The following is a 26,942-nucleotide window of genomic DNA, read 5'->3' as shown; positions in this document are numbered from 1 at the left end:
CCTTTCGACCCAACCGCTCACGGTGCTTGACTCGGATAACAGTATCTACAGGGGTTGAGCCCGATCCGCGGCCAGAGCCAGAGCGGGGTTCTGTGGGAGGGGTCCACTGACCCCGACAGCAGCCTGAATCGAAGCTGACAGACTGCAGCGCGGCCGCCGTCAGGGCCCCGGTTTTGTGGGAGCGAGCTTGCTCGCGATTGCAGCCTTCATCGAAACCTGCGGCCCGTCACCGCCACATCGCGGCCAAGGCCGCTCCTACAGGGGCTGAGCCCGATCCGCGGCCGGGTGTCGCGAGCGCTTGCTTCAGCCGCGCAGACGGGCGATCAGGCCATCCAGCTGGTCGAGGTCGTTGAAGCGGATGACCAGCTTGCCGGCGCCACGCGCGTTGGCGGCGATCGCCACCGGTGCGCCGACGATGTCCGACAGTTCCTCTTCCAGCCGCGCCAGATCGCGTGACGGTTCGGCTTTTGCCTTGTTGCCCTGCTCGGCCAGACCGCCGCGCGCCACCATCTTTTCGGTGTCTCGCACGGTCAGGCCCTGGGCGACGACACGGTTGGCGAAGGCGATCTGATCGGCCTTGGGCAGGCTCAGCAGCGCGCGCGCGTGGCCCATGTCGAGGTCGCCGGTCACCAGCTGTTCCTGCACCGGTTCGGCCAGCTGCAGCAGGCGCAGCAGATTGGTGGTGGCCGAGCGCGAGCGGCCGATGGCGTTGGCGGCCTGCTCGTGTGTCATGCCGAATTCGTCGATCAGACGCTGCACGCCGGCCGCCTCTTCCAGCGGATTCAGATCCTCGCGCTGGATGTTCTCGATCAGGCTCATCGCCAGCGCGGCGTCGTCCGGGATGTCGCGCACCAGCGTCGGCACTTCGCTCAGGCCGGCCAGCTGCGCGGCACGCCAGCGGCGTTCGCCAGCGATGATTTCGAATCGTCCGCCGCCGACGCTGCGCACGATGATGGGCTGCATGATGCCCTGCGACTTGATCGACTCCGCCAGCTCTTCGAGCGAGCCGGGATCCATGCGGGTGCGCGGCTGGTACTTGCCCGGCTGCAGCAGGCCGACGTCCAGCGTGCGCAGTTCGCCCGAATTGCCGGATTCACCGGTATTGCCGGCCAGCAGCGCGTCGAGGCCGCGGCCGAGGCCCTTGAGTTTGGGAGGAGTCATGGCGTTCGGTAGTGTTGTCGTGGGTCGATCAGAAGCTCTTCACGCGCTCGATCATTTCCTGTGCGAAGGCGCTGTAGGCTTGCGCACCCTTGGCGTTCTTGTCGAACAGCACACCGGGAATGCCGTAGCTGGGCGCTTCGGCCAGCCGCACATTGCGCGGCACCAGGGTGCGGAACACCTTGTCGCCGAAATGCGATTCGAGCTGGCCGGACACCTGCTGCGACAGCGTGCTGCGCGGGTCGAACATGACGCGCAGCAGGCCGATAATCTTCAGGTCGCGGTTCAGGTTGGCATGCACCTTCTTGATCGTGTTGACCAGATCGGACAGGCCTTCCAGCGCGTAGTACTCGCACTGCATCGGAATGATGACGCCGTGCGCCGCGCACAGGCCGTTCAGGGTGAGCAGGCTGAGGCTGGGCGGACAGTCGATCAGCACGAAGTCGTAATCGGCTGCGTGCTCGGCAATCGCCTTCTTCAATCGATTTTCCCGATTCTCCAGCCCGACCAGTTCTACTTCTGCACCGGCCAGATCGCGGTTGGCCGGCAGGACATCCAGCCCGGCATGCGGACTGGTCACGCGCGCGTCGGCCAGCGACGACAGGCCGACCAGCACCTGATAGACGCTGGATTTGAGCGTGCGCTTGTCGACGCCGGCGCCCATCGTGGCGTTGCCCTGCGGATCGAGGTCGACCAGCAGCGTGCGCTGGCCGGCCTGACCGAGCGCGGCGGCGAGGTTCACGCTGGTGGTGGTCTTGCCCACCCCGCCCTTCTGATTGGCGACTGCGAAGATGTAGGGCATGCCAGCTCAGCCGTCCGACTGCAGTTCGCGTGCGAGCCACAACAGGTGGCGGGCGCCCTCGACACCGGGCACCTGCAGTTCTTCCGAGCGCAGCAATGCCCAGCCCTTCGGGATGGCGCGCACTTCCTCGTCCGGATAGACGCCCTTCATCGCCAGCATGTGGCCGCCCGGCTTCAGCAGATGGCCGGCCACCTTGATGAAGTCGGCCAGATCACCGAAGGCGCGCGAAATGATGAAATCACGCCCTTCCGGCAAGGTCACCGCTTCGGCGCGCGCGGTCTGCACGTCGAAGTTCTCGAGGCCGAGGTCGATGCGCACCTGCTGCTGGAAGGACGCCTTTTTCGAGTTCGGTTCGATCGACACCACGTCGAGATCGCTGCGTGCGATCGCCAGCGGAATGCCGGGCACACCGCCACCGGAACCGATGTCGGCCAGCTTCGCGCCTTCCGGCAGGAAGCGTTCGACCGACAGCGCGTCGAGCAGATGGTGGGTGAGCATGCGGGATTCTTCGCGTATGGCGGTCAGGTTGTAGACCGCGTTCCACTTGGCCATCAGTGCGATGTAGCGCAGCAGACGGGTACGGGCTGTCGCGGTGAGCGGCAGGTCAAGTGCGGCAAGGCCGGCGTCGAGTTCGGTTTGCAAGGTCATGGGCGGATGTTTTCCGGGTGCTTCGAATCTGTCCGGCCTGGCGGCCGGGGTGTTCAGGCCGCGCTGCGCACGGCTGCGCGCTTCTTCAGGTACACCAGCAGCAGCGAAATCGCCGCCGGCGTGATGCCCTGGATGCGCGAAGCCTGGCCGAGAGTCTCCGGCCGGTGCAGCGTGAGCTTCTGCTGCACTTCGCGCGACAGGCCGCCGACCGCGCCGTAGTCGATGTCGTCCGGCAGGCGCGTGTCTTCGGTTGCGCGCAGCTTGTCGACCTCGTTCTGCTGGCGGTCGATATAGCCCTGGTACTTGGCCAGGATGTCGAGCTGCTCGATGGCCTGTGCGTGGTCTATCGGTGCCGGGGCGCCCGGCAAGGTCATCAGCGACGCGTAGCTCACGTCGGGCCGGCGCAGCAGATCGAACAGCGTGTATTCGCGCTCGATCGCCTTGCCCAGCACGCGCTGTGCATCTTCGGCCGGCAGCGCATCCGGACGGATCCACGTGGAACGCAGGCGCTGTTCCTCGGCGGCGATGGCGTCGCGCTTGCGGTTGTAGGCATCCCAGCGCACGTCGTCGATCAGGCCCATCGTGCGCGCGACGTCGGTCAGGCGCAGATCGGCATTGTCTTCGCGCAGGCTCAGACGGTATTCGGCGCGCGATGTAAACATGCGGTAGGGCTCGGCCACGCCGCGGGTGATCAGGTCGTCGACCAGCACGCCGAGGTAGGCTTCGTCGCGGCGCGGGCACCAGCTTTCCAGTCCCTTGGTCTGCCGTGCCGCATTCAGTCCGGCAAGCAGCCCCTGCGCCGCCGCTTCTTCGTAGCCGGTGGTGCCATTGATCTGGCCGGCGAAGAACAGGCCTTCGATCGCCTTGGTTTCGAGCGACGATTTCAGGCCGCGCGGATCGTAGTAGTCGTACTCGATCGCGTAGCCCGGACGCAGGATGTGCGCGTTCTCGAGACCGGGAATGCTGCGCACCAGATCGACCTGCACATCGAAGGGCAGCGAGGTCGAAATCCCGTTCGGGTACACCTCGTGCGTGGTCAGGCCTTCTGGTTCGAGGAAGATGTTGTGGCTGTCGCGGTCGGCAAAGCGGTGGATCTTGTCCTCGATGCTCGGGCAGTAGCGCGGGCCGACACCCTCGATCACGCCGGTGTACATCGGCGAGCGGTCGAGGCCGCCGCGAATGATGTCGTGCGTGCGCAGCGTGGTGTGGGTCATCCAGCACGGCAACTGGCGCGGATGCATGTCGCGCGAGCCGATGAAGCTGAACACCGGCACTGGGTCGTCGCCCGGCTGCGCCTGCATGACCGAATAGTCGATCGTACGTCCGTCGATGCGTGGCGGCGTGCCGGTCTTGAGCCGGCCCTGCGGCAGGGCCAGTTCCTTCAGCTTCTCCGCGAGACGGATGGCCGGCGGATCCCCTGCCCGGCCCGCCGAATGATTCTGCAGACCGACGTGCACACGGCCATTCAGGAAGGTGCCGGCGGTCAGCACCACGGCCTTCGCGTGGAAGCGGATGCCCACCTCGGTCACCACACCGGCGACGCGATCGCCTTCCATGATCAGGTCGGCCGCTGCCTGCTGGAACAGGTCGAGATTCGGCTGGTTTTCGAGCCGGCTGCGGATCGCCGCCTTGTACAGAATTCGATCGGCCTGGGCGCGGGTTGCGCGCACCGCGGGACCCTTGCTCGCATTCAAGATGCGGAACTGGATGCCGCCCTCGTCGGTGGCCAGCGCCATCGCACCACCCAGTGCATCAACCTCTTTCACCAGATGACCCTTGCCGATACCGCCGATCGACGGATTGCAGGACATCTGGCCCAGCGTTTCGATGTTGTGCGTCAGCAGCAGCGTGCGCGCGCCCACCCGTGCGGCAGCGAGCGCGGCTTCGGTGCCGGCGTGGCCGCCACCGATGACGATCACGTCGTAACGGGTCGGAAAATCCATGTTCGCTGCAATGCAAAAGAGGGCGAAGGGGCTGAATGATACGACCTTGGGCGCGCAACATAAAGGCAGAAAGGTTGACACCGTTTCACTGACTTACAGTTGCTTACCGCACAAAGCGTTTCTGCAATCTAGGCTTGCAGCGTGTTCCCCACACGAGAATGATCATGAAAGCGCTTGGCACTGCACTGGCTGCACTGACGCTGGCCTTCAGCGGCAACGCGATGGCGGATCGTGACGATCATCGACGTCACGGCTATCACGGCGGTCACCATCACAAGCATGGTGGTCACTGGAAGCACCGCGATCGGCACCATCACCACCATCACTATCACGGCCCGAGCGTGCGCTACGGCTACTATCCGGCGCCGGTCTATGCTCCCGCGCCCTATTACGGCTACGCGCCACGCCCGCACTACCGTCACCACGACGGCGTGACCATCATCCTTCCGCCGGTGCGTATCGGCTTCTGATGGTCGTGATGTTCCACGTGGAACATCACGACGTTCATCCGACGAAGGTGTCCCACATCAGTCGCGCGATCAGTATCGACACGACGACGATGAATACACGGCGCACGAAAGCTGCGCCGTTTTTTATGGCGAGGTGGGCACCGACCCAGGCGCCCGCGAGATTGGCAAGCGCCATCGCCGCCGCCACCTTCACCATGATGGCGCCGACCGGTACGAACCAGGCGAGCGCAGCAAGGTTGGTGCTGACGTTTACGACCTTGGCCGCCGCCGATGCGCGCAGGAAATCCCAGGCGTAACAGCGCACGAACAGGAAGATCAGGAAGCTGCCGGTACCCGGTCCGAAGAAGCCATCGTAGAAACCGATGAGCGCACCGAGTACCAGCGCAAGTATGGGTTTCGGGCGATGCGCCGCCGCCTCGGCACGGATCACGCCGAAGTCCTTCTTCTTCAGCGTGTAGGCAAGTACCGCAACCAGCAGCACGATCACGACCGGCCTCAGCATTTGCGGCGGGAACATGCCGACCGCCGCCGCACCGGCGAACGACGCGACGAAGGCGGCAAGCGCTGCGCGCCACAACACCTTCCAGTCCATCTCTACCCGGCCTAGATAGCGGCGCGCGGCGAAGGTCGTACCGACAATGCTGACCGCCTTGTTGGTGCCGAACAGCGTGGCCGGCGCAGTACCCGGAAAGACGTTGAACAGCAGCGGTACCTGTACAAGACCCCCACCACCGACCATGGCGTCGACCAGGCCGGCGAAGAAGGCGCCGGCGCACAGGATCGCCAGTTCGGTCAGCACAACGCCTCCTTGCGATGTTTCACGTGAAACATCCTCATCACTTGCCGATACAGAAGCGCGAGAAGATCTCGCCGAGCAAATCGTCCGGCGTGAACTCGCCGGTGATCTCCCCCAGCGCGCGGTGCGCCAGCCTCAGTTCCTCGGCGAACAGATCGAGCTGCAGCACCTTGCCGGCAATGCAGCGCGCCGCCATATCCAGATGCTCGACCGCCCTGTCGAGCGCGTGCAGGTGGCGGGTGCGAGCGGCCAGCGCGTCCTCGGCGCCACCGTGCCAGGCCACGCGATCGAGCAGCGCGCGCCGCAGCAGATCCAGGCCCTCGCCAACGCGTACAGACAGCCACACCGTCAGGACGCCGGCGTGTTCGTCCTCCCTCGCCTGCTCGCCGCTCAGATCGATCTTGTTGAACACGCGGATGCGCGGAAGACCCGCCGGCAGCGCGGCATCGATCGCCTGGGCTTCGGCGTCGAAGCCGCTGCGTGCATCCACCAGATGCACCACCGCATGTGCCCGTTCGAGCTCGCGCCGGGTGCGGGCGATGCCCGCCTGTTCCACTGGGTCGTCGGTCTCCCGCAGGCCCGCCGTATCGATCACATGCACCGGCACGCCGTCGATCGCGATCAGCTCGCGCAAGGTGTCGCGGGTGGTACCGGCAATATCGGTGACGATGGCGCGGTCCTCACCGGCCAGCGCGTTGAGCAGGCTGGACTTGCCCACATTGGGCGCACCGGCCAGTACGACGGTCAGCCCTTCGCGCAAGACCGCGCCACAGCGGGCGCGCTCGCGCAAGGCCGTGAGCGCCGACATGACCTCGGCCAGCTTGTTGCGTGCGCCGGCCTGTTCGAGGAATTCAACATCCTCTTCCGGGAAGTCCAGCGTCGCCTCGACGAACATGCGCAGATTGACCAGCGCATCCTCGAGCGCGTGCACGTGGCGGGAAAACTCGCCATCGAGCGAACGCATTGCCGAACGTGCCGCCGACGTCGTCGTCGCTTCGATCAGATCGGCCACCGCCTCGGCTTGCGCAAGGTCGATGCGGTCGTTGAGGAATGCGCGTTCGGTGAACTCGCCTGGCCGCGCCGGCCGCGCGCCCAGTTCGAGGCAGCGCGCGAGCACCGCCTGCAGCACGGCGGTTCCGCCGTGGCCGTGCAGTTCGAGCACGTGCTCGCCGGTATAGGAAGCCGGCGCCTCGAACCACAGCGCGATGCCGTGATCGATGAGCGCACCGTCCGCCGCGACGAATTTCGCGAAGGTCGCATGCCGGACTGCAGGCAGGCGACCGAGCATGCCGCGGGCGACCGCTGCCGCGCCCTTCCCGGACACCCTGACCACACCGATGCCACCGCGACCGGGCGCGGTTGCGATGGCGGCAATGGTGTCGGTCGTGCGAGCGGACATGGCAATCGGTCAGGTCAGGTTTTCAGGGCGCTGTCGTGGCGAGGGCGCCGCCCCCGCCGTGATCCGGCCATCATCGCCGGAATCCCGCAGGAGCGGCGCCCTCGCCGCAGTACAGCCGTCAGTCAGGCGGATGTCAGGCCTTGGCCGTCTTCCCGCTCTCGATCATGCGCGTGATCTGCCACTGCTGGGCGATCGACAGAATGTTGTTCACCGTCCAGTACAGCACGAGACCGGCCGGGAAGAACAGGAACATGCCGGTGAAGATGACCGGCAGGAACAGCATCACCTTGGCCTGGATCGGATCCGGCGGCGTCGGGTTCAGCTTGGTCTGCACGAACATCGTCACACCCATGATGATGGGCAGCACGAAGTACGGGTCCTTGATCGACAGGTCGGTGATCCAGCCTATCCACGGCGCGTTGCGCATTTCGACGCTGCCCAGCAGCACCCAGTACAGCGCGATGAACACCGGAATCTGGATCAGGATGGGCAGGCAGCCGCCGAGCGGATTGATCTTCTCGGTCTTGTACAGCTCCATCATTTCCTGCTGCATGCGCACGCGGTCGTTGCCGTGGCGCTCCTTGATCTGCTGCATGCGCGGCGTGACCAGGCGCAGCTTGGCCATCGACTTGTAGCTCGCGGCCGACAGCGGGAAGAAGATCGCCTTGATCAGGATGGTCAGCAGGATGATGGCCCAACCCCAGTTGCCGACCAGCGCGTACAGTTTTTCCAGCACCCAGTGCATCGGCGAGGCGATGATCTTCAGCCAGCCGTAATCGACCACGTGATCCAGACCCGGCGCCATTGCGTCGAGGTTGGACTGGATCTGCGGGCCGGCGTACAGCGGCACCTCGACGGTCGAGGTGGCGCCGGCCGCTGCCGGCTGAACCGGCACGATGACGCCGGCGGTATACAGATTGTCGCCAACCTTCTTCGCGAAGAATTCGCGCTCGACCCCTGCAGCCGGTACGAAGGTGCTGACGAAATAGTGCTGCACCAGTGCTACCCAGCCGTCCGGCGCCTTGGTGACGAACTTGGCCTTGCCCTTGTCGATGTCGCTGAAATCGACCTTCTGGTACTTGCCCGCTTCGGTATAGAAGGCCGGGCCGGTGAAGGTGCTCAGCATGCTGGTGCCTGCCGATACCGCCTTGCCGTCGCGCAGCAGCTGGAAATAGGCGTGCGCCGCAACCGGTGCGCTGCCGTTGTTGGCGATCTCGAAACGGGTGTCGATGCGGTAGCTGCCGCGGTTGAAGGTAAGCACCTTGGTCACCGCCACACCGTCCGGACCGGCGGCCGTCATGCGCAGCTCGACCTTGTCCTGGCCGTCGGCCAGCTTCAACTCGCCCTGGGGCAGCTGATACACCGTCTTGTGCGTCGGCATGCCGTCGCCGATCAGGCCGCTCTGTGCGTGGTAAAGATTGGCGCCACCGTTGTCCAGCAGCACGAAATTGCCTTCGGACTCGGGACCGGCGTGATGCTTGAGCAGTTCGAGGCGGATGATGGAGCCGCCCTCCGCCGACACGTCAGCGATGAACAGATCGGTCACGACGCGCGCGGCGGCGGTCTGCGCGACAGCCGTCGTCTGCGGTACGTCGGACGGTGCGGCGGCGCTGCTCACCGTCGGCACCGGCGCCTGGGCGCCGGCCGACTGCGCAGCCGTCGCGTCGGTGGCCACGGCCGGTGCGGCCGGCGGCTGGTTGAAGCGCTGCCAGCCGTCCCACAACATGAACAGCGAAAACAGGAAAACGATCAACAGGGCGGAGCGTTGGGTATCCATCGTCGGAATCGTCTTGAAAGTAATTGAGGGTGCGCGTGCTCAGGGCACCGGGTCGTAACCGCCCGGATTCCATGGATGACAGCGCAGCACGCGGCGCAGCGCGAGCCATCCGCCGCGCACGCTGCCGTGGCGGTGGATGGCTTCGCTGGCGTATTCGGAACAGCTCGGCATGAAACGACAGTTGCGGCCGAGCAGCGGGCTGATGGCGTAACGGTAGACCGCAATCAGTCCGAGCAGCAGGGATTTCATCGTCCGGTCTCCGCGGCAGGCGCTGCGGCACGTCGCACGCGGCCAAGCAGCGCGTCGATCTCTTCGCGCAACAGACGGCGGTCGAGCACGGCCGGCCGTGCGTTCAGGCGCAGGATGATGTCGAGCGGCTTGAGTTCCGGACGCATGTGGCGGAAAGCTTCGCGCGCCAGGCGCTTGACCAGATTGCGGGTATTCGCCCGCTTCAGGAAGCGCTTCGCGATCACGACGCCCAGACGAGCGCCATCGCAGCCGGACGGACCGTGATGGATCACGAAATGTCGACTGCGCTGGGTACGCCGCAAAGCAAAAACGGATGAGAACTCATCCGTTTTTCTGAGCCTGTATTCAGGTCGGAAAGCAAAGCGACCGGCGGGCTGCGCGGCGATCTGCATTCCGGGCCGTGTCTCGGGGTTCACCTTAGGGGGTTCCCCTGCCAACCGGCCGGAAAAACTGCTGTCTGCGTCAGACTGCCAGACGGGCACGGCCCTTGGCACGACGGGCGCGAATGACTGCACGACCACCGCGGGTGCGCATGCGCTCGAGGAAACCGTGGGTGCGGGCGCGGCGGATCTTCGACGGCTGATAAGTACGCTTCATGGCCTGCTCACTGTGTATTGGCGAAAACGCGCGATTACAGCGCAAAAGGGGTCGCCTGTCAATCGCCGCCAGGCCTCGCGCCGATGTCCAGACAGCGCGCCGAAAAAATATTTCGCTGGCGTGAATACGTGATCACAGCGCGAAACGAGCGCCAAGCCAGCCTGCCTTGCGGGTATGCGTCACCGCCTCGGCGGTGGATAAGAGGGCCTGAAGTCGCTAGAATCGATCCCCTAAAAACAGCACATAAAGCTGCTCCGACCCGGCGCCCCCGATCACGCATCGGTCCACGCGCATCAAATCCTGGGTCAGGACGCATCCCGCTACGCTGTCCCGCAACCTCACGACATCGACCCGGCGACCACGCAGACCATGATGCAACAGTTTTGGGAAGTCTGCCTCAGCCGCTTCGAACAGGAACTCCCCGCACAGCAGTACCAGACCTGGATCAAGGGTCTGCGCATCGGTCAGAGCGACGACGATTCGCTGGCGCTGGTCGCGCCGAACCGGTTCGTTCTGCAGTGGGTCCGCGAGCGCTATCTGGCGCGTATCGAAGCACTGGGGCTGGAGTATTTCTCCCAGCCGCTGTCGGTCAGGCTCAGCCTGCCCGACCCGGCAACGAAGGCCGCAGCCGCCGACGACACCCCGATGGTCGCCGCCCGCAACGGCACGCCGGCCGACAACGACGGCGAACGTCCGGCGCGTGCAGCACTGCGCGCCGCCGGCGAGCCCGACAGCACGCGCGTCGCAGCGCCGGCGCTCATCGTCCGTCCGTCTGCCGGCAACAACGGCAGCGAACGCGACCGTTCACGTCTGAACCCGGGCTTCACCTTCGACAACCTGGTCACCGGTCGCGCCAACGAACTGGCCCGCGCCGCCGCGATACAGGTCGCGCAGAATCCGGGCATGTCCTACAACCCCATCTTCATCTATGGCGGTGTGGGCCTGGGCAAGACCCACCTGGTGCATGCGCTCGGCAACGAGGTGATGAAGCACAATCCGGACGCGGTCATCCGTTACGTGCACGCCGACGACTACTACGCCGACGTGGTGCGCGCCTATCAGCAGAAGAGCTTCGATGCCTTCAAGCGCTACTACCGTTCGCTCGACGTGCTGCTGATCGACGACATCCAGTTCTTCAACAACAAGACGCGCACGCAGGAAGAGTTCTTTTACGCCTTCAATGCGCTGACCGATGCGAAGAAGCAGATCGTCATCACCTGTGACACCTATCCGAAGAACATCCAGGGCGTCGAGGAACGCCTGACGACGCGCTTCGGCTGGGGTCTGACGGTGCAGATCGAGCCGCCCGAGCTGGAAATGCGGGTGGCCATTCTGAAGAAGAAGGCCGAAATGGAACGGGTGAAGGTCGGCGAAGACGTCGCCTTCCTGATCGCCAAGAACATCCGCAGCAATGTGCGCGAGCTCGAAGGGGCGCTGAAGAAGGTGATCGCCTTCGCCCACTTCCACACGCTGCCCATCTCGCTCGAAGTGGCGCGTGAGGCGCTGAAGGACCTGCTCGGCGCGCACAACCGGCAGATCACGCTGGAGTTCATCCAGAAGACCGTATCCGACTACTACAAGATCAAGGTGTCGGAGATGTATTCGAAGAAGCGGACGCGCGCGATCGCGCGGCCGCGGCAGGTGGCGATGTGGCTGGCCAAGGAACTGACGCCGGAGAGCTATCCGGCCATCGGCGAATCCTTCGGCGGCCGCGACCATACGACCGTGCTGCACGCCTGCCGCACGATCGCCGACCTGCGCCTGAAGGACGAAGTGCTGAACCATGACCTGCACGTACTGACGCAGACGCTGCGCAAGTAAAAAGGGGTCGGTGCAGAAGCTGTTGAAGCTGTATGGATAAACAGGCCGGCAAACCTGTATGAACGCTGTGGATAACCAGGGCTTTTTCCACCTGGTCGACTTTCACCCACATTTGTTCATGCGTTGACCGGGCCCTTATACAGACAACGATACATACTGCAGGTCATTGAAGTTCATTGTTTTTTTGATGTTCTCCACAGAAATCGGTCGACGTTAACGGTTTACAGAGGTTTATAAAATGCTCTTAATGAAGATAGAACGCGAACAGCTGCTGCGACCGCTGCAGTCGGTCAGCGGCATCGTCGAGAAGCGTCACACCCTGCCCATCCTGTCCAACGTCCTGATCGAAACCGAGGGCGATGCGCTCACCCTGCTCGCCACCGACATCGAGATCCAGATCCGCACCCGCTCGACCGGCAGCATCAGCGGCGCCCAGCCGGCGGCCCTGACCGTCGCCGCCCGCAAGCTGCAGGACATCCTGCGTGCGCTGCCCGAAGGCCAGGAAGTCAGCCTCGACGCCGACGACCGCAAGCTCACCGTGCGTGCCGGCAAGAGCCGCTTCACGCTGCAGACCCTGCCGGCGCAGGACTACCCGCGCATGCAGCTGGCCGACGGCGAAACCGTCAAGCTCAGCCTGTCGCAGAAGAAGCTGAAGCGTCTGCTGTCGCTGGTGCAGTACTCGATGGCCCAGCAGGACATCCGCTACTACCTGAACGGCCTGCTGCTGTCGGTCGGCAACGAGGAACTGCGTCTGGTCGCCACCGACGGTCACCGTCTGGCCTACGTGTCGGAAGCGATGCCCGGCGTGACTGACAAGCTCGACGTCATCCTGCCGCGCAAGACCGTGCTCGAACTGGCCCGTCAGCTGGCCGACATCGACGACCCGGTCGATATCGAACTGGGTTCCAACCAGGCCCGCCTGCGCTTCGGCGCGGTCGAGCTGATCACCAAGCTGATCGACGGCAAGTTCCCCGACTACGAGCGCGTCATCCCGAAGGACCATCCGAAGGAACTGATGCTGCAGCGCTCGACCTTCCTGCCCTCACTGCAGCGCGCCGCCATCCTGACCAACGAGAAGTTCAAGGGTGTGCGCGTCGTGCTGTCGGCCGGCACGCTGAAGCTCATCTCCAGCAACGCCGAGCAGGAAGAGGCGGTGGAAGAGCTGGAAGTCGACTACGACGGCGACGGCCTCGACATCGGTTTCAACGTGAGCTACCTGCTCGATGTGCTGAACAACGTCGGCGGCGACACGCTGAGCCTCAAGCTCAACGACGGCAACAGCAGCGCGCTGATCACCCTGCCCGGCACCGACGCCTTCAAGTACGTCGTGATGCCGATGCGCGTGTAAGCCGCGTCGCCTGCACGACCGCCCGGCCTGCGCGCCGGGCTTTCTGCTTTTTTGATGGACCCCGCGCACAGCGTGCGCAGCACCGGAATACGCCATGTCTGACGAAGCACAGAGCCCGAATACACCCAACCCCGACGCTTACGGCGAAGGCAGCATTCAGATCCTCGAAGGTCTGGAGGCCGTCCGCAAGCGGCCGGGCATGTACATCGGCGACACCTCGGACGGCACCGGTCTGCATCACCTGGTGTTCGAAGTGGTCGACAACTCGATCGACGAGGCGCTGGCCGGCCACTGCGACGACATCGTCATCACCATCCACACCGACAACTCGATTTCGGTCACCGACAACGGTCGCGGCATCCCGACCGGCATCAAGTTCGACGACAAGCACGAGCCCAAGCGTTCGGCTGCCGAAATCGCGCTGACCGAGCTGCACGCCGGCGGCAAGTTCAATCAGAACTCGTACAAGGTGTCAGGTGGCCTGCACGGCGTCGGCGTGAGCTGCGTGAACGCGCTGTCGAAGTGGCTGCGCCTCACCGTGCGCCGCGACGGTCAGAAGCACTTCATCGAATTCGAACGCGGCGTTCCGCTCGATCGTCAGATCGAAGTGCAGAACGGCGTCGAAGTGTCGCCGCTGAAAGTGATCGGCCCGAGCGAGAAGCGCGGCACCGAAGTGCACTTCCTCGCCGACGAAACGATTTTCGAGAACATCGAGTTCCACTACGACATCCTGGCCAAGCGCCTGCGCGAGCTCTCGTTCCTGAACAACGGCGTCAAGATCAAGCTGATCGACCAGCGCAACGCCAAGGAAGAGGATTTCGCCTTCGCCGGCGGCGTGAAGGGCTTTGTCGATTACATCAACCGCAACAAGACGGTGCTGCACCCGAACGTGTTCTACAGCGCCGGCTCGTCGGTGCTGAACGGTGTGCAGATCGACGTCGAAGTGGCGATGCAGTGGAACGACAGCTATGCCGAACAGGTGCTGTGCTTCACCAACAACATTCCGCAGTCCGACGGTGGCACCCACCTGACCGGCCTGCGTGCGGCGATGACCCGCATCATCAACAAGTACATCGAAGAAAACGAGATCGCGAAGAAGGCCAAGGTCGACATCACCGGCGACGATATGCGCGAAGGTCTGGCCTGCGTGCTGTCGGTGAAGATGCCGGATCCGAAGTTCGCGTCGCAGACCAAGATGAAGCTGGTGTCGTCCGAAGCGCGCCCGGCGGTCGAGGAAGTGGTGGCGCAGAAGCTCGCCGACTTCCTGCTCGAGCGCCCGAACGACGCCAAGACCATCTGCGGCAAGATCGTCGAAGCCGCGCGTGCGCGCGACGCCGCCCGCAAGGCGCGCGACATGACCCGGCGCAAGGGCGTGCTCGATTCATTCGGTCTGTCGGGCAAGCTCGCGGACTGCCAGGAGAAGGACCCGGCCAAGGCCGAGCTCTACCTGGTCGAGGGTGACTCCGCAGGCGGCTCCGCCAAGCAGGGCCGCGACCGGAAGTTCCAGGCCATCCTGCCGCTCAAGGGCAAGATCCTGAACGTCGAGAAGGCGCGCTTCGACAAGCTCATTTCCAGCCAGGAAATCGTCACGCTGATCCAGACGCTGGGCACCGGCATCGGCAAGGACGAATACAAGCCGGAAAAGCTGCGCTACCACCGCATCATCATCATGACCGACGCCGACGTCGACGGCGCCCACATCCGCACCCTGCTGCTCACCTTCTTCTACCGACAGATGCCCGAGCTGGTCGAAGGCGGCCACATCTACATCGCGCAGCCGCCGCTGTACAAGATCAAGCACGGCCGCACCGAGCTGTACGTGAAGGACGACCACGAGCTGAACCAGTACCTGCTCAAGCTCGCCTTCGACGACGCCAGCCTGCTACCGCGCGCCGGCGCCGAGCCGCTGTCCGGCAGCGCCTTTGAAGAGATGGCGCGCGAATACCTCACCGCCGAAGCCATCGTCGAACGCCTGGCCGAATATGCCGACGGCGAACTTCTGCGCACCCTGCTCGAGCACAACATCGCACTCGACCTGGCCGACGAAGCCGCCGCGCGCGCCAGCGCCGCCCGCCTCACGCAGTCGCTGCCGGCCAACGTCACGCTGGCCGCCGAGTACAACGACAAGACCGAGAGCTGGCAGCTGCGCGTCGAGCGCATGCACCACGGCAACCGCAAGGTCGGCCACGTCGACGTCGAATTCCTGCTGTCCGGCGACTACCAGCGCATCCGCCACGCCGCCGAACTGGTGGCCGGCCTGATCGGCGAAGGCGCCACCGTCAAGCGCGGCGAGAAGTCACAGGAAGTGAAAACCTTCTCCGAAGCCGCCCGCTGGCTGCTGAACGAAGTCGAACGCAACCTCGGCAAGCAGCGCTACAAAGGCCTGGGCGAAATGAACCCCGAGCAGCTGTGGGAAACCACGATGGACCCCACCGTGCGCCGCCTGCTGAAGGTACAGATCGACGACGCCATCGCCGCCGACGAAATCTTCACCACGCTGATGGGCGACAACGTCGAACCGCGCAGGGCTTTCATCGAGAGCAATGCGCTGAATGCGCGGAATATTGATGTGTGACCTGTCGGCGTACCGCCGAAAGTGAATATTCTTCTGAGCTAGTGCGAAATCACTGCTACAGATAATGACGAAGAGCTCCAGAGGGAGCTCTCGTTGCTTCTGAAGGGCACGTCAAGGAGCTACGCTTCACAGGCGCACACGTATTTCGACAAGCGCACTTGACTTACTCATCGGGTGGGCTGCTTTTCGGCATAGCGGGACTCTCGGTTACCCTGTAGAAGGTTGCTGCAAGTCGCTCCACTGTCGAAGCTCGACAAGGTTGTTCGACAGGCGGTCGTGCAGCATGGTAAGTCGGCATTCAGCTCGACAATCACTATGCATAGTTCTATGCGTGATTGCGGTATGCTGATGTTGTTGCCCTTTGGAGGAAAACATGCCTGACTTGGCAACCGAAATCACCGAAGATCTAACAGATCGCGCCAAGCGGTTTCTTGCTGCAACCGGTGAATACACGCACCTTGATTTTCTCGCGGCTGGTGGGTCGGCTGCGGTCTATCGAGTCGTGCGCGATGGCAAGTTGAGCGCGCTGAAAGTATTCAATCCCAAGTTCTTTCTTGGCTCTGGCGGTGATGCTGAAAGACATCGCCTGAATGTCCAAAAGCGCCTGATTGGCCATGGCTGTGCATCGTTGGTTCAAACGTATCAAGTCACTGAGGCGGAAGGCACCGCTTTCGTGGAAATGGAGTACATCGAGTGGCCACAGTTAAATAAGAAACTCGCGGAAGTACCCGACAGTGCAATCGTGCCACTCATATCTCAACTCGTGGAAGCCGTCCGCTTCCTCGACTCGCTGAACATCGTCCATCGGGACATCAAGCCTGAGAACATCCACATATCACCAGACTTTAGATTCCTTAAACTCCTTGATCTAGGTGTGGTGCGAGAGTTCGATGCGGAGGACGGGAGCGATGCTTGCGGCACCGACCATGGCAATCTGCGCCCATTCCTGGCTACCGCTCAGTACAGCTCTCCCGAGTACCTATTCCGCCTCGATGAACCCACCGCCAAGCTGTGGCGTGGTTTGAATCTTTATCAAGTCGGGGCGGTGTTGCATGATTTGATCAAGAAGGAGCCACTGTTCAAACACGAGATGTCGATTGGCAATCGCTGGCTAGTGGCTCGGGCGGTTCTCACTAAGCCGCCATCTTTCGCTGATCCGACACCTGACCGGCTTCTCTCCCTCAAGGCACTAGCTTCCCGATGTCTTATCAAGGACTTGGATACCCGCCTGACTGTAGTGGGCTGGGAGGATTTCGTACTCGAAGGCGCAAGCGATCCTGTCAGCGCTCTCAGAGGCAGGCTTGCAAAGGGGACAATCACAAGCCGGCGAGGAGCCAGCGAATCAGCCGCTGCACGCCTCGATTTCGAGCGCACCGAATTCATGAAGCGCTTCTCGGATCGCATCCGGGGAGAGCTCATTCATATCTGCGGTACGCAACTACCTCTAGCCGTAAAGCAGCCGACCCCGGGGGCGCCAATGGTTGTCCGGTATGAGCTCGCCGTGAACCAGGAGTCATATATTGGCTGCAATCTCGGATTCGAATGGCAGCCCGGTCTCTATGAACGCAGCGTTAATCTTCAAGTCGGTGCGCAGATTCTGTGCCATGGGCAAGAAAGTATCCCGCCCACGGTCACGTTCAGGCCAGTGGGGGTCGCCGTGATACAGGAAGCGGAAGACGAAGCCGTAAGCTTGGTCACCAGTGAACTAGCCTACCTTATTGGCCGCGCCCTGGACCGAATAGAAAGCCAAGAAGACGTTGCTGGCCTGCATGGTTGGAATTTTCAAAGCGAACATTAAAATCAGTTGAAGTGCCTAGGAGAAATCCAATGATGAAAAAGAGTTGGTGGCGCTCGAAAAACGAACTCGACGAAGATCAAAAGGCCTTCATCCAGTTGCCGGCCCATGGCCGATACTCGCTAGTAGGGCCACCAGGGTCGGGAAAGACCAATCTCTTGCTGTTGCGTGCGCAGTTCATCGCCGGCATGGGCGAAAAAAACGTTTTGATTGTTACCTACACCAAAGCCCTTGCAGATTTCATTCGAACTGGGATTGGCTCCAATGGATTGATATCGCCAAATCAAGTACGAACCTATCACTCGTGGGCCTCATCTCATATCCTAGAGAATCTTGGACAGCGGGCTATCCCAAAAGGTGCAGACTTCGATGAATCCGCGAGAAGCTCGATCTTAGAATTGTTGCGCGAGGCCAATGCAAAATTGCCGGCCAAAAATCTGTTCAGTGCGATCTTTGTCGATGAGGCACAAGATCTTACCGCGGATGAACTCGACGTTCTCTTGTCTCTGAGCGAAAACGTTGCTATTTGCGGTGATGCACGCCAAGGAATTTACGAAAGAAATGGGCTATCAGCCGTTGAAAAACTCGCCTTACAACCACACACGTTGAAGCGGCACTTCCGTATCGGCCAGAAAATCGCCAAGGTTGCCGATAGGCTCATGCCGCCGGATAATCCGGCGGACAGCCTAGAGGCAACGTCCAATTACGATCGGAAAACGCAAGGCGAGTCGAGTGCACACATGAACCCGTGTGCGAATCGTGATGAGCAATTCGAGAAAATGCTCGAAAAGATTAATATACAACTCGACGCATTCAAGGACGATACAATCGGTATTTTCTGTGCCAAGCGTGAGACTCTCGAAGAGCTGCGAGCTCGCTTCAACAAAACTAAGCTCGCGGAGCAGATCTGCGTGCATGGTGTTGACGACGACTCTAATTTTTCCGGCAGCAAGCCTATTCATGCGCTGACCATTCATGCATCGAAGGGTACCGAATTCCGCGCGGTCCATCTGTTTGCCGCCGAAGAATTGGCCAGCTACCCGCTTAACCGCCGTCGCTTGGGCTTTACTGCGATTACCCGCGCGAAGACGGCCCTGAATACCTACCGCACCGGCGACACTAACCAACCGCTAGAAAATGCGTTCGCGCAGCCCAAGCATATGGAGCTCGACGATCTTTTCCCTGGTGAACAATCATGAGGCACGACGAAATTCGTTGGGCGACAATAGACCGAGAGGATTTGCTCGACGTTCTGCTGGGGGAACATAAGCCTCTCGATCTCGAACGCCGCATGCAGCCTGATCTAGAGCTCCGCGGGACCAAGCTGGCCGTCGGCTATCGAGATACGCAAAGCAGAGGTGGTTACCAAGTTCCATCTTTATTCATTATTGCTGACGACGCTGCTATCGAGACCTTCTCTTGGTTACGAACGTTTGCGGATGAAGCCTCGCCCCTCAGTCAATATGGCCGTGTCGCCGTGGCTAGCGATTGGCGCCGGTTCGAAGTGCGGCGTGAGACCATTGGTTTCAGCGATCAAAGACCTGATCTATGGTCCTCCATCGCCGTGGGGGAAGCACTCTCTCAGATGGAGGGCGAAATCAGCCTGCCGAACCTACCCTTGTCGCGTTTCGCCGGCTGCTTCACCACTCCAATTGCTCGTGCCGCACTTATTTGGGGGCAGGATGAAGCTACCTACGCGTGCGCCAACAGACTCCGGCAACTAGAAGGTGATCGGCGCTTTGCGCGCAGACCAGTCGGTGTCGAACAACTGCTTCCCGTATGGGCCATCGCCAGAGCTCGTATTGAGGGCCACTTGCCACCATCAGAGGCGGCGAGCTATGTACTAGGTGCCGCAGGAGCCCATTACAGGGCCAAAGACAGCAAGAATGCCTCTTCTTTGTCACCGCTAACGCTGAAGGAAGTTCTCGGGCTTTCGAGCGACTCGATTGAGGAGCGGGTCAGTGCATTTAACCGGCTCGCCTCGGATATCCAGCAACGGGCCCAGCCTAACCGGAGTGCAGCGTCATTAGCTCTCGATAGCGTACTTTTGGCTAGCGCAGCCTTCCAAGTAGGTCGGAGCACGTCGCACGTTTTCTTGTTACAACGCGCGCAAGGTTTTGCGCCTGCGGCTGCGGCTTGGTTCGGTGCCATTGCCGCGTTGGCCGGCCCCCGAGCGTGGGACAAAGCGTGGTTAAAGGCGGCCAAGGGCGCCGAACGCCTTCTTCGGCCAGAGTTCAATTGGCTGGAAAGCTCTGGGGCCGATATATGCTGGTCTGAGTTTGCATGGTTGGCAAAGATCTTCGACGGTTTGGACGTATTTCTGGAGCTACCTAAAATGCTCCCTCGTACCCTTGGCATCGAAATCATCCCCGGCGCCGTAGGCCAGTTTCGCCTAGCAGGTGAATCAGGCGAAATCGAGTCGAAATCGCTACTACCGCCCGAAATTTCGGCACGCGAGCGCGCTCTAATGGAGACCGTTAGTCAGTTCATCGCGCTCGCAATGCGCGCTAAAGGCGAAGTCGACCAATCGATTCTTTCGTCATGCGTGCCACCGGTTCAGGCATCTTTTGGATTCGGAAAAAACGCCAGTGCCGAAAAGCGTCCGCGTACCAAGAGAGGAAAACGGGACGCCAACAACAGTTAGTCCAGAGTCCGGCTTCAGCAGAATTTTTCGAGTCGTAGACGAATATCTGCTAGAAAGCAAACGTCTGCAGCTGTTCGGGCCCGGGATGATCGGCTTTGTGGCCCAGTGTGTGATGGACATGGACGTCGAGAACCGCAGCGGCGCAGCCCGCGGTGAGCGCTCAGATGCGCGCAAGAACTTTCACAACGGCCACCGCGAGCGCGATTGGGCACGAGAGCTGGCACTGTGGTACTGCGGCGTCCGCAAGCTGCGTTAGGCATCAGCTGTTTCCCGTCCCTTCCTGAAGTCGCGTCGCACCGCGCATGTCGAAAGCGGTTCCTCACAAGTCAGCACAGCAATCAGGTTGACGATTTATTTATTTCATATAGGTTGTCAACCTGGGAGGCCGCAATGATCCATGACCGCATCCGCCGTGCCCGCGTGCTCCGGGGTTTGAGCCTCGAAGATCTGGCGCAGAGGCTGGGCGATATCAGCAAGCAGGCAGTGAGCAAGTTCGAGAAGGGCGCCGCGGTGCCGAATTCGGCGCGCCTGCTGCAACTGGCACAGGCGCTGGACGTGAAGCCCGAGTACTTCTTTCGCCCGGATGCCGTGACGCTGGCGCCGCTGGAATTCCGCAAGCTCGCGAAAATGCCGAAGTATCGACAGCAACAGGTCGAGGAGCAGATGCGCGAGCATCTGGAGCGTTACATCGCGCTGGAGCGATGCTTCGACGCGGCGGATATCGCGTTGGGCGCAGTTCCTGCCGGCTCCATAGCCGTCGCGTCCGTTGAAGCCGCCGAGGATGCGGCCAGGAAGCTCAGGGGAGACTGGGCCATCGGTAGCGATGAGATCGCCAATCTGACCGAACTGCTCGAAGACCATGGAATCAAGGTCGCGCTGCTCGACGGGCCGGACGATTTCGACGGCGCGTGCGCCGCTACCCACGACGAGCAGCACGTGCTGATCGCCCTGAACCGCACCCGCCCCGGCGAGCGCATGCGTTTCACCGCGGCGCATGAGCTCGGACACTGGGTCATGGCACTGCCGGACTCGATGCCGGAGAAGGACAAGGAGGCCTGCTGTCATCGCTTCGCCGGTGCCTTCCTGTACACCCGGGATCAGGTCGTCCTGGATTTCGGCAGCCACCGGCGCTCCAAGGTTCACATGATGGAGCTGCTCAACGCAAAGCGGCGTTACGGCGTGTCGATGCAGATGGCTCTGCGTCGGCTGAAGGATCTGGATCTGCTGAGCGATGCCGGCTATCGGTCGGCGTCGATCGAGTTCAGCGTGAATGGCTGGCGGTCGTCCGAGCCGGAACCTCTGCTCGCAGAGCAGCCACGCCGCTTCGAATCCCTGGTCTTCTGGGGTTTGGCCGAGGGGCTATTCACCCCGTCCCGCGCATCCGAATTCCTGCAGCGGCCGATCGATCAGCTTGAGCCCACGATGGCGATGTAGGCCGTTTCCGCATGAGCCGGATCTACATCAGCGACACCAATATCTGGATTGATTTCAGAAACGCTGGCCTGCTCGACGAGTTGTTCCAGCTGCCGTTTGCGCTCTGCTGTACCGATTTCGTACTGGAAGAGCTGAAGGACTTCGACCATGCTGCGCTGCTTGCGCGAGGCCTGATCGTCGAGGGGATGGACGGAACGGCAATCGTCGAATTGAACGGCATGATGATCGAGCACAACAACAGTTCCCTGCCCGATGTCTCCTGCTACTTTCTGGCTCGGCAGACCGCGCGACCGTTGCTCACTGGTGATGGCCGGCTGAGAAAGCAGGCAGAGAGGGACGGCCTGGAAGTGCATGGCGCGCTATGGCTTCTGGATCGTCTGGTCGAGCATGCGGTGGTCCCGCCGGCCCGCGCAGCCGACGGGCTCGAGCACATGTTGCGGAGGAACGCGCGTTTGCCCCATGTCGAATGCCAGACTCGACTGAAGCAGTGGCGGCGGTAGATTGAAAGCCGGTTTTCTATACACGTCACCGGAACATGTATAGAAAACGGCGATTTTCTATACATGTCGCGCATTGAGCTGGCGGTAATGAGCGCCGCTGAAGCGGCACGGTGAGTGCAGCAGAACGCATACCGCAAAAAACATCATGAGCGAACTGATTCTCTACACCACCGAAGACGGACGCAGCCAGATCAAGCTGCGAGCCGAACAGCAGACGGTCTGGCTCACGCAACTGGAAATGGCCGAGCTGTTCGACGCCACGAAGCAGAATATATCGCTGCACCTGAAGAACCTGTTCCAGGACGGAGAGTTGGACCCCGCAGCAACTGTCAAGGAATCCTTGACAGTTCAAACCGAGGGCGCCCGCCAGGTGGAGCGCAAGATCACGCTTTACAACCTCGACGCCATCCTCGCCGTCGGCTATCGGGTGCGCTCACCGCGCGGGGTGCAGTTCCGCCGCTGGGCATCCACGGTGCTCAAGGAATACCTGCTCAAGGGCTTCGTGCTGGATGACGAGTGGCTGAAGAACCCGGATGGCCGGCCGGACCACTTCGATGAAATGCTGGCGCGCATCCGGGACATCCGTGCCTCGGAGAAGCGCTTCTACCAGAAGGTGCGCGACCTGTTTGCCCTGAGCAGCGACTACGACAAGACGGACCAGGCGACCCAGACCTTCTTCGCCACCGTGCAGAACCTGTTGCTGTACGCCGTGACGCAACAGACCGCAGCCGAGCTGATCACGGCGCGCGCCAACCCGGACGACCCGCACTTCGGTCTGCTGAACTGGCAGGGCGCCCGGGTGCGCAAGCAGGACATCCTGGTCGCCAAGAACTACCTGACCGAAGACGAGATCGACACCCTGAACCGCCTGGTGGTGATCTTTCTGGAAACGGCCGAACTGCGCACCAAGCGCCGCGAGGAAATCCGTATGAGCTTCTGGCGCCAGAACGTGGATCAGATCATCGCGAGCAACGGCTTTCCGGTGCTCACGCACGCGGGCAAGGTGAGCCACGCACAGATGGAGCGCAGCACGAACGCGCTGTACGACGACTACGACCAGCGCCGCAGACATGAGGAGGCACGTCAGGCCGACGAGCAGGATGACGCCGAATTGAAGGCGCTGGAAAACGCCCTGAAGAAACGCGCAAAGCCTTAACTGAAACCAGGCGACCGGCCGCCTACGGATCCAGCGGGCGATGTATTCCTGCGAAGCGGCCGAGTGCGTGGCTTCCGATCAATCTCGTGGCATCACGAAATTGATCGGGCACGGGCACGGTGCATGTGCTGAGCGGAAAGGAACTGCGCTCACATCTGCTGTTGATCCGCCGCGCGCAACCCGTGGGCGAGCAGCATCAGGCGCAGATCGCCTACCAGCTCGAACAGCGCTGCCGCAACATCGTGCCGATGTACGCGCAGTAAGCGCGGTTCAACCGACCGCGTGCCCACCCTCACGCATGCACGATCCCGAAGATCATGTAGTAGATCATCGCCGCCATCAGTGCCGACGCCGGCACGGTGACGATCCACGCGGCGGCGATCTTGAACAGGGCTGAGCGCTTCACCAGTTCGTGCCGGTGCGTGCGCTTGATCGCCTTGCGTTCCTGCTTCGACAGATGCGCCTGTGCGGTGTGCGCCTTCAGCGCGTCGAGCATCGCGCGCTTGCCCTTCTTGTCGGCCTTGTCGAAATCATTCAGGAAGGCTTCGACGACTTCCTTGTCTGCGCCCTGGTGGTGGCTCTTGATCTCGGCAAGGGTCTGCGCGTAGCTGGTCTTGATGTATTCGCGCAGGAAGCCGACGCCGAACACGCCGCCCAGCGCGATGTGGGTCGAGCTGACCGGCAGGCCCAGTTGCGAGGCGATGATGACGGTGAGCGCGGCCGCCATCGCGATGCTGAACGCGCGCATCGGGTCGAGCTCGGTGATTTCGTGGCCGACGGTGCGGATCAGTTTGGGGCCGTACAGCGCCAGACCGATGGCGATGCCGATGGCGCCGATCATCATCACCCACAGCGGCACGCTGGCCTTCGTGGACACGGCGCCATGGAGCACGGTGTCGGTGATCGCGGCGAGCGGGCCGATCGCGTTCGCGACGTCGTTGGCGCCATGGGCGAAGCTCAGCAGCGCGGCGGCGAATACCAGCGGCAGGCCGAACAGCGAATTGATGCTGGCCTTGCTGTTGTTCAGCCGGAAGGCGTTGCGCCGAAGATGGGCGCGCACCAGCAGCCAGGTGACGATGCCGAGACCGGCGCCGATCGCACAGGCGGTGCCGAAGTCGACCTTCCACACCTTGTTCAGTCCCTTCAGGATGAGATAGGTGGCGAACGACGCGGCCATGATGCCCATCAGCACCGGCACCGTGCGCTGTGCGGCGGCGACCATGTCGGCGCGGTAGGTGATGGCGCGCTTGATCCAGTAAAGGAAACCGGCCGCCACCAGACCGCCCAGCACCGGCGACACCACCCAGCTGGCGACGATGCCGCCCACCATGTCCCACTTGCCGGCCGCCATGCCGCCCGCGGCGACGCCGGCGCCGAGCACCGCGCCGACGATGGAGTGCGTGGTCGACACCGGCGCACCGACCGCGGTGGAGATGTTGAGCCACAGCGCGCCAGCCAGCAGCGCGGCCGTCATCACCCAGACGAAGCGGTTGCTGTCGGCGATGGCGGACGGGTCGATGATGCCGCCGCGTATGGTCGAGGTGACGTCGCCGCCGGCGATCAGTGCGCCGGCCACTTCGAAGATGGCGGCGATGACGATGGCGCCGGTCATGCTCAGGGCGCGCGAACCGACCGCCGGGCCGACGTTGTTGGCCACGTCGTTGGCGCCGATGTTCATCGCCATGTAGCCGCCTATCATGGCCGCCACCACCAGCATGATGCCGCCCGGGCCCTGCAGGCCCACGCCGAGCGCGGCGTAGATCATGGTGCCGACGACGAACAGCAGGCCGATGCCCAGACGGAGGATTTCGCGGCGGCTGCGCAGCGCAGCCTTTTCAATATCGGAATAGTTTTCGAGTTCCATGCGCTTTCGGGGCGGTCTGACCGCCTGATCCGGAGGCGCTCGCGGCGGTTGCCGGCGAGGGCGGATTCCGGGGAGCGCGAAGTTTATTACACGTCACAATCGCGCCCTCACCCGTTTGCGCAAACTTCGGACAGATCGCGCCACGGCCCTGTTGCAGTGCGCAACGCACCCCTTCCGTGCGCTTCGGCGTCAGATCCTCATTGATTTTCAAGGCTTTTCCATCCGGCACGATTGATGCACCGCCGCACGCGGTGTTTCACATCCCCACTGACCAGAAGGAGAACGCCCCATGTCTGCCTGCACCCATCCCGCGCACCAGCACTGCAGCTTCTGCGATCCGAACGGCCGCCTGACGGTGAAGGTGGACGGCAACGGCGAGCCCGAACTGAGCACGCCAGCGCCGCCCGATCCGGCGCGGCGCGGTCTGCTCAAGGGTTCGCTGGCGGCGGGGTTCGGCACGCTGAGCGCCGGCTGGGTCGGCCAGTCGATGGCGCGCGAGGCCGATGGCTCGATGAAGACGCGCAACCACTATTACATCGCCGCCAGCGCCGACACCGTGCACTGGGGCTATTTCTCGAAATCGCTGAAGCCGCAGGTCGAAATCAACCCGGGTGACTTCGTCACCATCGAAACGCTGACCCACCACGCCGGCGACGACTACGAGCGCATGATCAAGGGCGACCCCGGCGCTGAAAGCGTTTTCTACTGGGACAAGAAGAAGAAGGGCGTCATCCGCCGCGGTGCCGGCCCGATGGACGCCAGCCTGTTCGGGCGCGGCGCCGGCGAAGGCCTCGGTGTACATATCTGCACCGGCCCGGTGTACGTGAAGGGCGCCGAAGAAGGCGACGTGCTCGAAGTGCGCATCGTCGACGTCGCGCCGCGGCCGAGCGCCAACCCGAACTACAAGGGCAAGAGCTTCGGCGTCAATGCGGCCGCCTGGTGGGGCTTCCATTACAAGGATCTGATCACCGAGCCGAAGAACCGCGAAGTGATCACCATCTACGAAATCGACGCCGGGCTGGACCGCAACTGGGCGCAGGCGGTGTACAACTTCCAGTGGACGCCGCAGACCGACCCCTTCGGCGTCGTGCACAAGACCATCGACTACCCGGGCGTCATCGTCGACCACTCGACGGTGAAGGAAAACCACGGCGTGCTGAAGAACATCCGCGTGCCGGTGCGGCCGCACTTCGGCGTCGCAGGCGTCGCGCCCAAGGAAGCGGACATGGTCGATTCCATTCCGCCCAGCTATACCGGCGGCAATATCGACAACTGGCGCATCGGCAAGGGCGCGACGATGTACTACCCGGTGGCAGTCAAGGGTGCGCTGTTCTCTGTCGGCGACCCGCACGCCGGCCAGGGCGATTCCGAACTGTGCGGCACCGCGATCGAGTGCTCGCTCACCGGCACCTTCCAGTTCATCCTGCACAAGAAGGCCGATCTCGCCGGCACTTCGCTGGCGAAGCTCGAATACCCGCTGCTCGAAACGCAGGACGAGTGGGTGATCCATGGTTTCAGCTTCGCCAACTACCTGGCCGAGCTGGGCGACAAGGCGCAGAGCGACATCTACGCCAAGTCGTCGGTGGATCTGGCGCTGCGCGACGCCTTCCGCAAGAGCCGCGCCTTCCTGATGGACACCCAGGGCCTGACCGAGGACGAAGCGATTTCGCTGCTGTCGGTCGGCGTCGACTTCGCGGTGACCCAGGTGGTCGACGGCAACTGGGGTGTGCATGCGGTGATCAGGAAGGCGCTGTTCTCAGGCGGCAGTCTGTAGGGGTTTCGGCGCCCGGGCCTGTCGTGGGAGGCGGCGAGAGCTGCCGACAGGGCTTGGGCCGGGTGCCGTGCATGGCCAAACGCCGCTGTCGGGGTCAGAGGACCCCTCCCACAGAATCCGGGCTCCGGCCTCAGGTCGGGCGCGATCCCTGTAGATACTGTTATCCGAGTCAAGCACCGTGAGCGGTTGGGT

At 62.6% G+C, this 26,942-nt stretch carries 24 protein-coding genes; 13 read left to right on the top strand and 11 right to left on the bottom strand.

Features of this window, described 5'->3' with window-relative positions:
• Window positions 1-303: 303 nt before the first annotated feature.
• The 4 genes from IV112_RS14335 to mnmG are packed head-to-tail and all read right to left on the bottom strand — an operon-like array spanning window position 304 to window position 4,551.
• Window positions 304-1,161, bottom strand: coding sequence for a ParB/RepB/Spo0J family partition protein (locus IV112_RS14335; protein WP_304004343.1), 858 nt, complete (start codon window positions 1,159-1,161; stop codon window positions 304-306).
• Window positions 1,162-1,189: 28 nt separating this feature from the next.
• Window positions 1,190-1,960, bottom strand: a complete 771-nt coding sequence (locus IV112_RS14330; protein WP_019916079.1) for a ParA family protein — start codon at window positions 1,958-1,960, stop codon at window positions 1,190-1,192.
• Window positions 1,961-1,966: 6 nt separating this feature from the next.
• Window positions 1,967-2,608, bottom strand: coding sequence for a 16S rRNA (guanine(527)-N(7))-methyltransferase RsmG (gene rsmG, locus IV112_RS14325; RefSeq protein ID WP_304004340.1), 642 nt, complete (start codon window positions 2,606-2,608; stop codon window positions 1,967-1,969).
• Window positions 2,609-2,661: 53 nt separating this feature from the next.
• Complete coding sequence (mnmG, locus tag IV112_RS14320) at window positions 2,662-4,551, bottom strand: tRNA uridine-5-carboxymethylaminomethyl(34) synthesis enzyme MnmG (RefSeq protein WP_304004339.1); 1,890 nt, start codon at window positions 4,549-4,551, stop codon at window positions 2,662-2,664.
• Window positions 4,552-4,715: 164 nt separating this feature from the next.
• Between mnmG and IV112_RS14315 the strand changes: the two genes are divergently transcribed.
• Window positions 4,716-5,021, top strand: coding sequence for a hypothetical protein (locus IV112_RS14315; protein ID WP_198291407.1), 306 nt, complete (start codon window positions 4,716-4,718; stop codon window positions 5,019-5,021).
• Window positions 5,022-5,055: 34 nt separating this feature from the next.
• Here the strand turns inward: IV112_RS14315 and IV112_RS14310 are convergent, their stop codons facing one another.
• From IV112_RS14310 to rpmH, 6 genes are all read right to left on the bottom strand, one after another.
• Complete coding sequence (locus tag IV112_RS14310) at window positions 5,056-5,820, bottom strand: sulfite exporter TauE/SafE family protein (RefSeq protein ID WP_304004338.1); 765 nt, start codon at window positions 5,818-5,820, stop codon at window positions 5,056-5,058.
• Between the two features lie 37 nt (window positions 5,821-5,857).
• Window positions 5,858-7,216 (bottom strand): tRNA uridine-5-carboxymethylaminomethyl(34) synthesis GTPase MnmE, encoded by a 1,359-nt coding sequence (mnmE, locus tag IV112_RS14305; RefSeq protein WP_304004337.1) that lies wholly within the window; start codon window positions 7,214-7,216, stop codon window positions 5,858-5,860.
• 133 nt (window positions 7,217-7,349) lie between these two features.
• The gene (gene yidC / locus IV112_RS14300; protein ID WP_304004336.1) at window positions 7,350-8,993 is read right to left on the bottom strand and encodes a membrane protein insertase YidC; all 1,644 of its coding nucleotides are present in this window, start codon (window positions 8,991-8,993) and stop codon (window positions 7,350-7,352) included.
• Between the two features lie 39 nt (window positions 8,994-9,032).
• On the bottom strand, window positions 9,033-9,242 hold the full coding sequence (yidD, locus tag IV112_RS14295) for a membrane protein insertion efficiency factor YidD (protein ID WP_304004335.1): 210 nt from the start codon (window positions 9,240-9,242) through the stop codon (window positions 9,033-9,035).
• On the bottom strand, window positions 9,239-9,634 hold the full coding sequence (gene rnpA, locus IV112_RS14290) for a ribonuclease P protein component (RefSeq protein WP_296813429.1): 396 nt from the start codon (window positions 9,632-9,634) through the stop codon (window positions 9,239-9,241). Before rnpA ends, yidD begins: the two co-directional genes overlap by 4 nt.
• Window positions 9,635-9,704: 70 nt before the next feature.
• Entirely contained in the window at window positions 9,705-9,839 is a 135-nt protein-coding gene (gene rpmH, locus IV112_RS14285; RefSeq protein WP_019916069.1) for a 50S ribosomal protein L34, read from the bottom strand.
• 372 nt (window positions 9,840-10,211) lie between these two features.
• Here rpmH and dnaA point away from each other — a divergent pair, with 372 nt between their 5' ends.
• The 11 genes from dnaA to IV112_RS14230 all read left to right on the top strand — a co-directional run bounded on the left by dnaA (window position 10,212) and on the right by IV112_RS14230 (window position 23,375).
• Window positions 10,212-11,660, top strand: coding sequence for a chromosomal replication initiator protein DnaA (dnaA, locus tag IV112_RS14280; protein ID WP_304004345.1), 1,449 nt, complete (start codon window positions 10,212-10,214; stop codon window positions 11,658-11,660).
• Between the two features lie 247 nt (window positions 11,661-11,907).
• On the top strand, window positions 11,908-13,008 hold the full coding sequence (dnaN, locus tag IV112_RS14275) for a DNA polymerase III subunit beta (RefSeq protein ID WP_304004333.1): 1,101 nt from the start codon (window positions 11,908-11,910) through the stop codon (window positions 13,006-13,008).
• Between the two features lie 94 nt (window positions 13,009-13,102).
• Window positions 13,103-15,583 carry a DNA topoisomerase (ATP-hydrolyzing) subunit B gene (gyrB, locus tag IV112_RS14270; protein WP_304004332.1) on the top strand — a complete coding sequence of 827 codons (2,481 nt, stop codon included), beginning with the start codon at window positions 13,103-13,105 and terminating at the stop codon, window positions 15,581-15,583.
• A 373-nt stretch (window positions 15,584-15,956) separates the two neighbouring features.
• Entirely contained in the window at window positions 15,957-17,381 is a 1,425-nt protein-coding gene (locus tag IV112_RS14265; RefSeq protein WP_304004330.1) for a protein kinase domain-containing protein, read from the top strand.
• Window positions 17,382-17,410: 29 nt separating this feature from the next.
• On the top strand, window positions 17,411-18,577 hold the full coding sequence (locus IV112_RS14260) for an ATP-dependent helicase (RefSeq protein ID WP_304004328.1): 1,167 nt from the start codon (window positions 17,411-17,413) through the stop codon (window positions 18,575-18,577).
• The gene (locus tag IV112_RS14255) at window positions 18,574-20,022 is read left to right on the top strand and encodes a hypothetical protein (RefSeq protein ID WP_304004327.1); all 1,449 of its coding nucleotides are present in this window, start codon (window positions 18,574-18,576) and stop codon (window positions 20,020-20,022) included. The genes IV112_RS14260 and IV112_RS14255 overlap by 4 nt, the downstream gene beginning before the upstream one ends.
• 112 nt (window positions 20,023-20,134) lie before the next feature.
• Window positions 20,135-20,278, top strand: coding sequence for a hypothetical protein (locus IV112_RS14250; RefSeq protein ID WP_304004325.1), 144 nt, complete (start codon window positions 20,135-20,137; stop codon window positions 20,276-20,278).
• 134 nt (window positions 20,279-20,412) lie between these two features.
• On the top strand, window positions 20,413-21,456 hold the full coding sequence (locus tag IV112_RS14245) for a helix-turn-helix domain-containing protein (RefSeq protein ID WP_304004323.1): 1,044 nt from the start codon (window positions 20,413-20,415) through the stop codon (window positions 21,454-21,456).
• Window positions 21,457-21,467: 11 nt separating this feature from the next.
• Window positions 21,468-21,956: a type II toxin-antitoxin system VapC family toxin gene (locus IV112_RS14240; RefSeq protein WP_296813419.1), complete on the top strand. Its 489-nt coding sequence runs from the start codon at window positions 21,468-21,470 to the stop codon at window positions 21,954-21,956.
• 145 nt (window positions 21,957-22,101) lie between these two features.
• The gene (locus IV112_RS14235) at window positions 22,102-23,112 is read left to right on the top strand and encodes a virulence RhuM family protein (protein WP_304004321.1); all 1,011 of its coding nucleotides are present in this window, start codon (window positions 22,102-22,104) and stop codon (window positions 23,110-23,112) included.
• A gap of 125 nt (window positions 23,113-23,237) precedes the next feature.
• On the top strand, window positions 23,238-23,375 hold the full coding sequence (locus tag IV112_RS14230) for a hypothetical protein (RefSeq protein ID WP_304004320.1): 138 nt from the start codon (window positions 23,238-23,240) through the stop codon (window positions 23,373-23,375).
• A gap of 29 nt (window positions 23,376-23,404) precedes the next feature.
• On the opposite strand, the gene IV112_RS14225 is transcribed toward IV112_RS14230, so the two are convergent.
• Window positions 23,405-24,976, bottom strand: a complete 1,572-nt coding sequence (locus IV112_RS14225; RefSeq protein WP_304004319.1) for an inorganic phosphate transporter — start codon at window positions 24,974-24,976, stop codon at window positions 23,405-23,407.
• A gap of 289 nt (window positions 24,977-25,265) precedes the next feature.
• Between IV112_RS14225 and IV112_RS14220 the strand changes: the two genes are divergently transcribed.
• A complete protein-coding gene (locus IV112_RS14220; RefSeq protein ID WP_304004317.1) occupies window positions 25,266-26,750 on the top strand; it encodes an acetamidase/formamidase family protein in 1,485 nt (494 codons plus the stop codon).
• The last annotated feature ends 192 nt before the right edge of the window (window positions 26,751-26,942 follow it).

This window comes from Methyloversatilis discipulorum (genome assembly GCF_018780585.1).
Taxonomy (GTDB): domain Bacteria; phylum Pseudomonadota; class Gammaproteobacteria; order Burkholderiales; family Rhodocyclaceae; genus Methyloversatilis; species Methyloversatilis discipulorum_B.
The sequence above is the reverse complement of the archived record's forward strand: the minus strand, read 5'-3'. Positions and strand labels throughout refer to the sequence as shown.

What these genes read in the sequence shown, in the direction of transcription:
- mnmE (WP_304004337.1), bottom strand. Translation starts at nt 7,216, where the DNA reads ATGTCCGCTCGCACGACCGACACCATTGCCGCCATCGCAACCGCGCCC.
- gyrB (WP_304004332.1), top strand. Translation starts at nt 13,103, where the DNA reads ATGTCTGACGAAGCACAGAGCCCGAATACACCCAACCCCGACGCTTAC.
- rpmH (WP_019916069.1), bottom strand. Translation starts at nt 9,839, where the DNA reads ATGAAGCGTACTTATCAGCCGTCGAAGATCCGCCGCGCCCGCACCCAC.
- IV112_RS14250 (WP_304004325.1), top strand. Translation starts at nt 20,135, where the DNA reads ATGGACATGGACGTCGAGAACCGCAGCGGCGCAGCCCGCGGTGAGCGC.
- IV112_RS14240 (WP_296813419.1), top strand. Translation starts at nt 21,468, where the DNA reads ATGAGCCGGATCTACATCAGCGACACCAATATCTGGATTGATTTCAGA.
- IV112_RS14265 (WP_304004330.1), top strand. Translation starts at nt 15,957, where the DNA reads ATGCCTGACTTGGCAACCGAAATCACCGAAGATCTAACAGATCGCGCC.
- IV112_RS14235 (WP_304004321.1), top strand. Translation starts at nt 22,102, where the DNA reads ATGAGCGAACTGATTCTCTACACCACCGAAGACGGACGCAGCCAGATC.
- IV112_RS14220 (WP_304004317.1), top strand. Translation starts at nt 25,266, where the DNA reads ATGTCTGCCTGCACCCATCCCGCGCACCAGCACTGCAGCTTCTGCGAT.
- IV112_RS14315 (WP_198291407.1), top strand. Translation starts at nt 4,716, where the DNA reads ATGAAAGCGCTTGGCACTGCACTGGCTGCACTGACGCTGGCCTTCAGC.
- dnaA (WP_304004345.1), top strand. Translation starts at nt 10,212, where the DNA reads ATGCAACAGTTTTGGGAAGTCTGCCTCAGCCGCTTCGAACAGGAACTC.
- IV112_RS14335 (WP_304004343.1), bottom strand. Translation starts at nt 1,161, where the DNA reads ATGACTCCTCCCAAACTCAAGGGCCTCGGCCGCGGCCTCGACGCGCTG.
- mnmG (WP_304004339.1), bottom strand. Translation starts at nt 4,551, where the DNA reads ATGGATTTTCCGACCCGTTACGACGTGATCGTCATCGGTGGCGGCCAC.
- yidC (WP_304004336.1), bottom strand. Translation starts at nt 8,993, where the DNA reads ATGGATACCCAACGCTCCGCCCTGTTGATCGTTTTCCTGTTTTCGCTG.
- IV112_RS14330 (WP_019916079.1), bottom strand. Translation starts at nt 1,960, where the DNA reads ATGCCCTACATCTTCGCAGTCGCCAATCAGAAGGGCGGGGTGGGCAAG.
- rsmG (WP_304004340.1), bottom strand. Translation starts at nt 2,608, where the DNA reads ATGACCTTGCAAACCGAACTCGACGCCGGCCTTGCCGCACTTGACCTG.
- IV112_RS14260 (WP_304004328.1), top strand. Translation starts at nt 17,411, where the DNA reads ATGATGAAAAAGAGTTGGTGGCGCTCGAAAAACGAACTCGACGAAGAT.
- yidD (WP_304004335.1), bottom strand. Translation starts at nt 9,242, where the DNA reads ATGAAATCCCTGCTGCTCGGACTGATTGCGGTCTACCGTTACGCCATC.
- rnpA (WP_296813429.1), bottom strand. Translation starts at nt 9,634, where the DNA reads ATGCAGATCGCCGCGCAGCCCGCCGGTCGCTTTGCTTTCCGACCTGAA.
- dnaN (WP_304004333.1), top strand. Translation starts at nt 11,908, where the DNA reads ATGAAGATAGAACGCGAACAGCTGCTGCGACCGCTGCAGTCGGTCAGC.
- IV112_RS14225 (WP_304004319.1), bottom strand. Translation starts at nt 24,976, where the DNA reads ATGGAACTCGAAAACTATTCCGATATTGAAAAGGCTGCGCTGCGCAGC.
- IV112_RS14255 (WP_304004327.1), top strand. Translation starts at nt 18,574, where the DNA reads ATGAGGCACGACGAAATTCGTTGGGCGACAATAGACCGAGAGGATTTG.
- IV112_RS14245 (WP_304004323.1), top strand. Translation starts at nt 20,413, where the DNA reads ATGATCCATGACCGCATCCGCCGTGCCCGCGTGCTCCGGGGTTTGAGC.